General features: G+C 60.8%; 5 protein-coding genes. 2 read left to right on the forward strand and 3 right to left on the reverse strand.

The features are described 5' to 3' along the window. Positions 1-84: 84 nt before the first annotated feature. Genes recD through recC form a run of 3 tightly spaced genes read right to left on the reverse strand, consistent with a single transcriptional unit; the run spans position 85 to position 9307 of the window. A complete protein-coding gene (gene recD, locus Q1W15_RS12045; protein ID WP_300728430.1) occupies positions 85-2172 on the reverse strand; it encodes an exodeoxyribonuclease V subunit alpha in 2088 nt (695 codons plus the stop codon). Further along, entirely contained in the window at positions 2169-5858 is a 3690-nt protein-coding gene (gene recB, locus Q1W15_RS12050; protein WP_300728433.1) for an exodeoxyribonuclease V subunit beta, read from the reverse strand. The genes recD and recB overlap by 4 nt, the downstream gene beginning before the upstream one ends. Next, positions 5858-9307, reverse strand: coding sequence for an exodeoxyribonuclease V subunit gamma (gene recC, locus Q1W15_RS12055; RefSeq protein ID WP_300728435.1), 3450 nt, complete (start codon positions 9305-9307; stop codon positions 5858-5860). The genes recB and recC overlap by 1 nt, the downstream gene beginning before the upstream one ends. Positions 9308-9504: 197 nt before the next feature. Here recC and Q1W15_RS12060 point away from each other — a divergent pair, with 197 nt between their 5' ends. Together Q1W15_RS12060 and tnpB are read left to right on the forward strand one after the other, a co-directional pair. Beyond that, complete coding sequence (locus Q1W15_RS12060) at positions 9505-9837, forward strand: transposase (protein ID WP_300728438.1); 333 nt, start codon at positions 9505-9507, stop codon at positions 9835-9837. Positions 9838-9842: 5 nt separating this feature from the next. Then, positions 9843-10151, forward strand: a 309-nt coding sequence (tnpB, locus tag Q1W15_RS12065; protein ID WP_300728441.1) for an IS66 family insertion sequence element accessory protein TnpB, incomplete at its 3' end; no start/stop codon positions are given.

Below are 10151 nucleotides of genomic sequence, written 5' to 3' on the forward strand. Positions count from 1 at the left end.
AACAATGTCTCAACGATATCGCTGCCCGTCTGCCAAGCGGGAAACACCTCCCGCTTTGGCGACGTGGAACAGCGCGCCGTGCGGCTACGCGCCCAACCCCAACATGAGCCCGCTCAGGCGTTTGACCTTACGCTCAACCGCACCTTCGAACACGCCGGCGCGAGGCTCGATCAGGCTGAACCAGTGCCGGGCACGGGTGATGCCGGTGTAAATCAGCTCTTTGGTCAGCACCGGGTTCAGCGCCTCAGGCAACACCAGTGCGGTGTGTGAGAACTCTGAGCCCTGGGATTTGTGCACGGTCATGGCGTACACGGTTTCAACATCATTGAGGCGGCTGGGCAGAACAAAGCGTATGCCGCCCTGCCCGTCGTTGCGGGCAAAGGCCACCCGCAAGACGTGTCGCAGCCTGTGGCCGTCACGCTCCGGCAGTTTGAGGGCGATGCCAATATCGCCATTCATCAGCCCCAGCCCATAGTCGTTGCGGGTCATCAATACGGGGCGGCCTTCGTACCATTGCTGGTCGCTGTCGATGAGTTTGCTGGCGAACAGCGCACGCGTGATGCGCTCATTCAAGCCTTCGACACCCCAGGGCCCTTTACGCACCGCGCACAGCACCTGGAACGACTCAAACGCCTTCAGCACCTGGCTGGCCCACGCGGCCCAACACGGGTCTTCGAGCGCGGCATCGCCTTCAGGGCGACGGTCACGCACCACCTCCAGGTAATGCCGATAGCCTTTTGCTTGCGCGCTTCGCCCTTCCAGGGCCAACCGTTCAAACGCGCGGTCCCGCTCACCTTTAAGCGCCAAGGCAAACAGATCGTCATGGTTGCCGGCAGCCAGCAATTGGCGCGCCTCACGTGCCTGCTGTTGGTTGACCAACCGCGAGAGCTGTCCAATGCCACTGCCCTCACCAAAACGCCGTGAATGACGCAACATCACCACTTGCTGCGCCAAGGGGTGCGTGCCATCCAGGTCCTGTTGCAGGTCACTGGCCGCAAGGTTTTCGCCACTGACCTGCTCCAGCCAGGCGCGGGTAGGCGGCGAGTACCAGCCCGCTTCGGCATCGCGGCACAGGTCGCCAAGCACGGCACCCGCCTCGACCGAAGCCAGCTGATCCTTGTCGCCCAGCAGCACCAGCCGCGCATGGTCGGGCAAGGCGTCCAGCACGTTGGCCATCATTTCGAGGTCGATCATGGACGCCTCATCCACCACCAGCACGTCCAGCGGCAAGCGATTGCCCGCATGGTGCCGAAAGTGCCGCGTGCCGGGACGGCTGCCCAACAGCCGGTGAACCGTGGTGACGTCACTGGGGATTTTTTGCCGGACGCTGTCATCCACTTCCAGCGTTTTGACTTGCGCACTGATGGACTCGGTCAAGCGCGCGGCCGCCTTGCCCGTGGGGGCGGCCAGGCGAATACGCAGCGGCGCGCCCGCCTCAACCGCCGGGGCCTGCAACAGGGCCAGCAAGCGCACCACGGTGGTGGTCTTGCCCGTGCCGGGGCCGCCGGTGACGATGCTGAAGGCACCGCGAGTGGCCAGTGCGCAGGCCAGTTTCTGCCAGTCAATCAGGCCATTGCCCGCCGGGCTGCCGAACAGTCCGGTCAAACGCGCGGGCAAATCTGCCGGTGTGGTTTCCGGTGCGGCCAGACGTTGACGTAAGGCGCTGTCGATGCGTCGCTCATACGCCCAATAACGGCGCAAATACAGGCGTCGTTCACTCAGGACCAAGGGCCGACTGGCTGCACCGGGCTGTGCCCCGCCGGCCTGCTCAACCAGCGGGCTGGCCTGCAATGCCTGGCACCACGCCTCACCCTGCAGGGCCTCCAGCAATTGCGAAGGCAGCAACATGGCCCCCGTCTGTACATCGCCCTCGGGCGGCAGAGACAGCGCAAAATCAGGGGCTTTGAGGGTTTCAAACACGTCCAGGCACACATGCCCATGACCTAACTGATGGCTGGTCAACGCGGCCGCCAACAGCACCAACGGATCACCGTGGGGGTCGCGCTCATGCAAAAAGGCGACAAAGGCCTTGTCCAGCGCACGCAACCACCCGCGCTCCACCCAGCGTTCCAGCAACAGCAGCAAGTCCTGGGCTCGGCTCAGGGGCTGCAACTCGGCCAGGCTTTGGGCCGTAAGCGGCGTGGGCAACAACTCGGCAAATGAGCGACTCATAGCAACACTCCCTGTTCCCACACGGGTTCGGCCGGTTTCGGCACAGGCTTGCCCTGGAACATCAAGTCCAGGCTCTCAATCAACACCCGCGGTGGGCGGGTAAAAAATACGCCTTGGCCCTGAGAGCGAGTGCCCCGTAAAAACAGATACAACGCGCCGCCCATATGCCGGTCGTAGTCGTAATCGGCCAACCGAGCCTTCAGTTGCCGGTGCAAGGCCAGCAGGTACAGGACATATTGCAGGTCGTAGCGGTTCTGCAGCATCGAAGCCTCAATCGCCTGTTCGGTGTAGGCCGAATCATCAGGCCCCAACCAGTTGGATTTGTAGTCTGCCACGTAAAAACGACCCTCATGCTCGAAGGTCAAGTCGATAAAGCCTTTGAACATGCCGTTCAACAGGCTCGGCTCGGCAGCCGCACGCGAGGCCCCACCGTGGGTGTACTGACGAATCAGTTGATCCAGTTGCAACACATCGACCTTGTGGCTGGCAAACCAGAACTCCATTTCGATCTGGTACTGGCTCAAGCCACTCAGGACGACCGCTGGCTGACCATTATTCAGGCGCAGCGGTTCATCTTGCAGGTGCAGCAGCCACTCGCTCAGGGTGTCGATCCAGCCCTGCCAGCCGCGCCGATTGCAGCGCCGCGCCACCGCATCATTGATCGACGCGGCATCGGCCTTGAAGCCTTCGCTCCCCGCCCATTCCAGCAGGCCGTGGAGGAAGGTTCCGGGATTTGGGCCACGGGGGAAGCGGTGAATATCGCCGCCGCCAAGTAACACCTCGCGCGGCGCATCGGCATCCAGTCGTTCATCGTCCGAGAGCTTTTGCGCCAGAGCGCTTTCCGGGGCTTCAGCGGGACCGACGCTATCGCCGATACGTAATGCGCTGTAGGACGCGATCCACCAGTTTTCAGCGGCGCGGCGTTTTGGAATCAACGGCGGTAACAAGGTCGCCAGGTTGGGCGGTGGATGAAAGCGTATTTCGCTGATCGGCGGTACGGGCAGGCACGCAATGGCATCGCACCCGTGCTGCACGTCAGCCAGCCAGCGTTGCAAGGCGACCGATTCGGGCAACACCTGGCCGCCGCCGAGCAGGTAACCCAAGGCCGACAGGTGCAGGATCGAGCGGTTGTTATTGCCGCGCTTGAGGTCGGCCACCCCCAGCCAGCAGGCATGTTCGGCACGGGTCAGGGCCACATAAAGCAAACGCAGGTCTTCGGCCAGCCGTTCATCATCGGCCTGGGCAATCAATTCAGCTGTCGGCTTGAGGCTGATCTGGGCGTTGCCGTGGGCATCGTGATAATGCAGGGGCAATCGGCTGCCATCCACCGGTTTGGTCGCGCAAATAAACGGCAGAAAGACCAACGGGTATTGCAGCCCCTTGGATTTGTGGATCGTGACGACCTTGACCAGTTGCTCATCGCTTTCAAGGCGCAGGATCTGCTCTTCCCCGGCCTGACCGGACAGCGCCAGGTGTTCCGCCAAGTGGCGGATCAACGCTTGTTCGCCATCCAGCTCGGCGGCAGCCTGTTGCAATAGCTCGGACAGGTGCAGCACGTTGGTCAACACCCGCTCGCCATCGGTACGGGCAATCAGGGCCTGGGGCAATTCGAAGTCGTGCAACAAGCGCCGCAACATGGCCAGCACGCCTTGCTTGCGCCAGGTCTCGCGGTAGCCACGAAACTGCATGACGCGTTTTTCCCACGCCAGTTCGTCCTGGTTCAGACGCTCTAGTTCTATCAGAGGCAAATCCAAGGTGATGCAGGCCAATGCTGCTCGCAGCGGTCGTTCAACATCCGGCTCGGCGCAGGCTTTGAGCCAGGCCAGCACGTCGTGCGCTTCCTGCGCGGCGTACACCGAATCCTTATCCGACAGGTAAACACTGCGTACACCCCGCGCCGACAGTTCACGCCGCACGGCCTGAGCTTCCTTACCGTCACGCACCAGAATCGCGATATCCGCAGGCAAGACGCCGCGCAGCGCTTCACCGTCTTTGGCAAACCCGCAGCGGCCTTCCTGGCCGCCATTGAGCACCTCGACAATCTGACTGGCGCACACGGCTGCCAACTGCTGGCGATACACGGCACCCGCCACAGGCTGTTCGGACGGTAACTGCCAGACATTAAATGCGGTCACCGCCTGCCCCTCCCACTGCAGCACGTCTTTACGGCCTTGTGATTTCACCGGAAAGAAGGGCACCTGGTTTTCAGGGCCTTCGCGGAATAAAAACGCACCGCGCCCGGTATCACGCCGTTCGGCCCGCTCAAACACGTGGTTCACCGCCGTGACCAGCGCGTGACTGGAGCGAAAGTTGGTGTCCAGTGTGTGCCAGCGACCCTGGGTGGCCTGACGGGCACGTAAATAGGTATAGATATCGGCACCGCGAAAGGCGTAGATGGCCTGCTTCGGGTCACCGATCAAAAACAGGCCGGTATCGGGGCTGTTGTCCTCGATACGGTAGAGCGTTTCAAAGATCCGGTACTGCACCGGGTCGGTGTCCTGGAATTCATCGATCAGGGCCACCGGAAACTGCTCGCGAATCAAGGTTGCCAAGCGCTCGCCACCCTCGGCCTGCAGGGCCGCGTCGAGCCTGAGTAACATGTCGTCAAAGCCCATTTCGGCGCGGCGACGTTTTTCTGCTTCGAAGCGTTCACTGACCCAGTGCGCCGCATGTTGCAGAACCGCCGCGTCCGGTGTCGGCAAGGCGTCGAGGGCAGCCTTGAGCTGCACCATGGCGTCCAGCCCCGGGTGCTGCGGCGGTGTAGCTTTCCAGGCTTCGGCCATGCCATCAGGGGTCAGCCGGGTAAAGCCAGTGCCCAGGTCCAGAGTCTCCTCGGCCTCATCGGCCGCCCAGGCATTGAGTTTTTCAAACCAGGGCTCGAAATAGCGCGCCTGCATTTTGCGACCGTCTACCGCTTTGGTTTCAACACCTTGCAGGCAGATGTCTCGCAGTTCCTGAGCCCATTGCAGCCACGGCGTTTTGAGGGCCACCAAGGCTTCGCGGCGCTCCTGTAAGCAGGTCTTAATCAATTGCTCGGGGGTGGGTTCACCCCCCGCCGTGTTGCGAGCCGTGCCGAAGAGTGCCCGAACACGGGGCAACAAGGTCGCCGGGCCGCTCCAGTTGGCACGCACCCAGCTCAGGGCATCGCCTGACATGGGGTAACAAAACAGACGCCAGTAATCACGCAGCACTTCGCCGAGCAAGTCGCTGTGGTCGGTTTCCAGGGTTTGGGTAAACAGGCTGCCGCTGTCGAACGCATGTTCGCGCAGCATGCGTTGGCACCAACTGTGGATGGTCGAGACGGCCGCTTCGTCCATCCATTGCGCGGCGATGTCGAGTCGCCCGGCGCAGGCAGGCCACTGCTCGGGGCTGAACTGGTCGCGCAATTGCTCGACGAGGGCATCCGGCGCGGCGATCTCGTCACGGAAAAACCGTGCCGCTTCAGCCAGCCGGGTCCGGATGCGGTCACGCAGTTCTTTGGTGGCCGCATCGGTAAAGGTGACCACGAGGATTTGGGGCGGTAACAATTCACGCCCAAAGCCCGTTTCAGGCGTGCCCTGGTTCAAGATCAAACGCAGGTAGAGTGCCGAGATGGTGAAGGTTTTACCCGTGCCGGCGCTGGCCTCGATCAATTGGCTGCCGCGCAGGGGAAAGGCTAACGCCAGGGGTGTTTTGTGCGCACTCATCAACGGGCCGCCTCGCTGCTCAATGAACGCCAAGGCGCTTCAAATAGGGGACGATAGAGGGCGTCACACCACGCTTCAAAATCGCCATCGGCCATCAGGGCCGCGTAATCCGCGAACTGCCGGGCCAAGGCCGCACTTTCACGGCGCTCGCCGTCACTGGTCAGCCCATCACCTTCGTAGGCTTTTTGAGCCGCAGCGGCGGCCTTGGCCGGATCGGTCTGAGCCAGCCATGCGAAAGCCGTCTTCACCGCAACCGGCAGCGGCCGGCCCATGCCGACCTTCCAGGCCATCAGCACATTACCAAGGATATCGTGGGCAAGCTGAGGGTCCAGAGGCGCGAGCAACAGGGTGTCATCGCTGGCCACCAGCGCGGTGGACAGGGGCAAGCCACTGGCACACGCGGCCAGGTGATTGACCCATGGGCGGGTCAGCCGGTGCCATTTACGGGTCTTGATCGAGCCGATACTGTTGGGAATCGTCGTAATGGCGAGTAGGCCTGCGTCGCTGCGCTGATGCAGATGACTGAGCCACCCTTCAAGCACCAGGCCGTGGTCTTCGAACCTGACGGGCAATGCGCTATTGAGCGGGGTCGGCCACAGGGCGAGCAACTGTTGATAGCGGTGCAATACATCAGGTAGCGGTTCCATCAACTCCTGTTGCAGGCACTCACCAAAACCTGCCATCGGCAGCAGACCGCTGCCTTGCAGCCGTGCAGCACGGGTTTGCAAAGCCTGCTCGGGTTGATCGGGCTGCGCCAGGGCGGCTTCGAGCAAACTGTCACTGAGGCTGTAGCGCTGCAAGGCGTCCAGCACAAACGGCTCCTCATCGGCCAACGGCACTTCTGCGGCCTCGAAGAATACTTTCAAACGCTGACTAAAGAAGTGGCTTACAGGATTACGCAAAAAGCCCTGCAACTGCGTCAGGTTCAACGGTTCGTCCTGCTGGTGAGCGGGCAATGACTCGGGCGGTCGCAATGCGGTTTGCGGCGCATGTAACTGCTGCCATTCACGGGCGTAACTAAAGAGGTTGGGGTTACCTTCGTGAAAGTAACGCGTGCTAAACGGCTGGAGCGGGTGCTCTTGGGTCATGGCCTCAAGCAAATCGCCACCGCCTTGCAACTGCCAACCGCTAGCAAGGTGATCGCGCAGTTGCCCGATCAGGACGCAGGCCGGGCGCTCGCTGTTATCGCGAATACTGCGCCCGACCCAACTGATGTAAAGCTGCTCGCGTGCAGAAAGCAGCGCTTCGAGCAGCAGGTAGCGGTCATCTTCACGGCGAGAACGATCCCCCGGGCGGTAGTCGCTGCCCATCAGATCGAAGTCCAGCGGTGGCTGCGCACGCGGGTAGTCGCCATCGTTCATGCCCAGCAGGCACACCCGCTTGAAGGGAATGGCCCGCATGGGCATCAAGGTACAAAAATTGACCGCACCGGCCAAAAAGCGCTGAGACAATTTGCCTTGGTCGAGCCCCGCCAGCCAGGCTTCGCGGACGACCGTTAACGGCAATGCATCCTGCAGGCCGACCCGCTCACAGGTTTCCAGCCAGGTTTCGCGCAGCAACTCGAGTTGGGCCAGCAAGTAATCGTCGTGCTCGGTTTCGGCCAAGAAAAACAGCTGTACCAAGGCTTGCAAACGCTCGCCCCATTGTTGTGGCAGTGCAGGTTGCGAAAGCTCTTGATAGGCCACTTCCAGGGCATCGAGCAAGGCCACGAGAGGGCCGATCAGGGCCGCATCCAGCCCACCAATTTCATCATAAGGCTCAATACCATCGCAGGGGTCACCCGTGCCTACGGCATACCCGAGCAACATGCGACGCAAACCGAAACGCCAACTGTTTTGTTCGAGTTCCACCGGCAGCCCCAGGCTGGCACGTTGTTGGCCACTGAGCCCCCAACGAATCCCGGCCCCTTCGATCCAGCGGTGCAAGGTAGGCAAGTCACGCTCTTGTACGTTGAATCGTGCTCGCAAAGCAGGTACGTCCAGCAGATCGAGAATTTCACTCACCGGGAAGCGGCTGTCGGGCAGTTTGAGCAGATGCTCAATAGCAATCAACAAAGGGTCGCGGCCCCGCTGGCCCTGGTCGGCCAAGGTGTAGGGAATAAAACGCGGGTCATCTCGTTCAATCTGACCGAACACGGCGCTGATGTGCGGGGCGTAGCTGTCCACGTCCGGCACCATCACAATCACGTCGCGCGGCTGCAAATGAGGGTCTTCACTAAAGCGTGATAGCAACTGGTCGTGCAGGATCTCGACTTCTCGTTGCGCGCTGTGGGCAATATGAAAACGAATGGAGCAATCCGTCTCCAGATCCACGGCGGGCCATGTCACACGGGTTTCATTGAGGGGGCGTAATTCCAGGATATCGTCCTGCAACTGATTGAGCAGGTTCAGGGGTTCAACGTCGCTGAACAAATCAATGCGCCCGTCACGGAACGCCGAACGGTAACTATTGGGGTCATCGAAACTGTCGAGCAGGTTGATGTAGTCACGCCCTTGCTTACCCCAGGCTGCAAGCAGTGGGTGCGCATGTTGATGCAGGATCTCAGCATCCAGCGCTGTAGGCATCCCAACTTTTCTGGCCTGGCGTTTGTACTGATGACGGAGCAGGTCTTTATCCGCCACGATGTCAGACCAATGGTGCCGGCACGGGTTATGGACGCACAACAGCACTTGGCTGAAGCGGGCAAGCCCGGCCAGCGCTTCAAGTGCCTGAGCGGGCAGCGATGAAATGCCGAACACGATGACCCGTGCGGGCAGGCCGGGCGGGGCCTGTTCAAGGCGGTTGATCTTGTCGATAAAACGCTGATGGACACCGGCGCGGCTCTGGGACATGCCCTCTTGCCCCACATCAAGCAACAGCGCGCGCCATAACTCGGCCTGCCAACAGTTGGCCGGGCTCAGGGCCGGGCTTTCCCCACGCGCGTTGCGCAATTGATGACGACCAGCGGCCCAGTCTTCAAGCCAGTCGGCGCGATAGACCTGATACTGGTCGAACAGGTCAGCCAAGCGCTCAGCCAGTTGATAGCGCTTGCGCAGGTCGGTGTCATGGGTCAGAAAACGTTGCAGGGGTTCAAAGTGAGGCTGATCAATAAGGGCCGGAAGCAGGCGCATCAATCGCCAGGTCAGCGGAGCCTTGTCGAGCAGCGACTGTGCGGGGATCTCTTCACTGCCTAATACGATTCGATAGAGCTGCCACAGAAAACTACCCGGCAGTTGTACATCAATAGCAGCGGCAATTCCGCAGCCTCCGGCGTCATCATCCTGGGCATCTTCGGCCAGTGCCAACTTCAGCCATTGGGCGATACCGTTACTTTGAACCAAGGCAACTTCATTCTCCAAAGGGGCCAGCGGGTAGCGACGCATCCAGCTCACGACCAGACTGCGTAGCTCATCTAGGCGATTACCATGAACCACCATAAACCCTGGGCTGAGAGGCGTAGCAACCGGCATGACGGCATCCTTAGGTGAAGGCAAAATCCAAAGGCGAACCTTAGCATTGCACGGGGGGATTGGCGCACTGCAAGGCGGGCCTGAACGCAGAGAACGTAAGGGCACGGTAAACCCATCTGTTCATCCCCGCTAAGCCCCGACATGGTGGACACCTTTTTAAGTGGACACCTTTTCTGGCCTTTTAAAGCGGATCCCCTATGCAGCCAAAACGACGCTCTTACACCAAGATTTTCAAAGCCCAACTCATACAAGAATCCGCCCAGCCGGATGCTTCGATAGCCGGTGTGGCCCAGCGCCACGGGATTAACGCCAATCTTCTACACAAATGGATTCGCCTGCATCCGCGTCAAGACCTGGCCACTGCGTCGGCCTTCGTTCCTGTGAAATGGCAGGCGCCTATCTCATCGTCTGAACCTGCCACTTCGGTCATCCACATTGAAATCGCCCATGCTCGCGGCACTGTCGTTGTGGATTGGCCTACCGACAATGCCGCTGCATGTGCCACGCTTCTCAGAGATTTGCTGCGTTGATCCGCGTGGATACGATCTGGCTGGCCACAGAACCGATGGATATGCGCGCCGGCACTGAGACCGCGATGGCTCGCGTCATTGCAGTCTTTGGTGCGGCGCAGCCGCACTGCGCTTATCTATTTGCAAACCGTCGCGCCACTCGCATTAAAGTCCTGGTACATGACGGGTTTGGTGTTTGGCTGGCGGCTCGCCGACTGACTCAAGGAAAATTTCACTGGCCCAGCAGTCGACATGGTGCCCAAATGGAGTTCAGTCCCGAGCAGCTTCAGGCGCTGGTAATCGGGCTTCCCTGGCAGCGACTTGGCTCTACCGGA

The organism is Pseudomonas sp. (assembly GCF_030150285.1).
Taxonomy (GTDB): domain Bacteria; phylum Pseudomonadota; class Gammaproteobacteria; order Pseudomonadales; family Pseudomonadaceae; genus Aquipseudomonas.

What these genes read in the sequence shown, in the direction of transcription:
- recC (WP_300728435.1), bottom strand. Translation starts at nt 9,307, where the DNA reads ATGCCGGTTGCTACGCCTCTCAGCCCAGGGTTTATGGTGGTTCATGGT.
- recB (WP_300728433.1), bottom strand. Translation starts at nt 5,858, where the DNA reads ATGAGTGCGCACAAAACACCCCTGGCGTTAGCCTTTCCCCTGCGCGGC.
- recD (WP_300728430.1), bottom strand. Translation starts at nt 2,172, where the DNA reads ATGAGTCGCTCATTTGCCGAGTTGTTGCCCACGCCGCTTACGGCCCAA.
- Q1W15_RS12060 (WP_300728438.1), top strand. Translation starts at nt 9,505, where the DNA reads ATGCAGCCAAAACGACGCTCTTACACCAAGATTTTCAAAGCCCAACTC.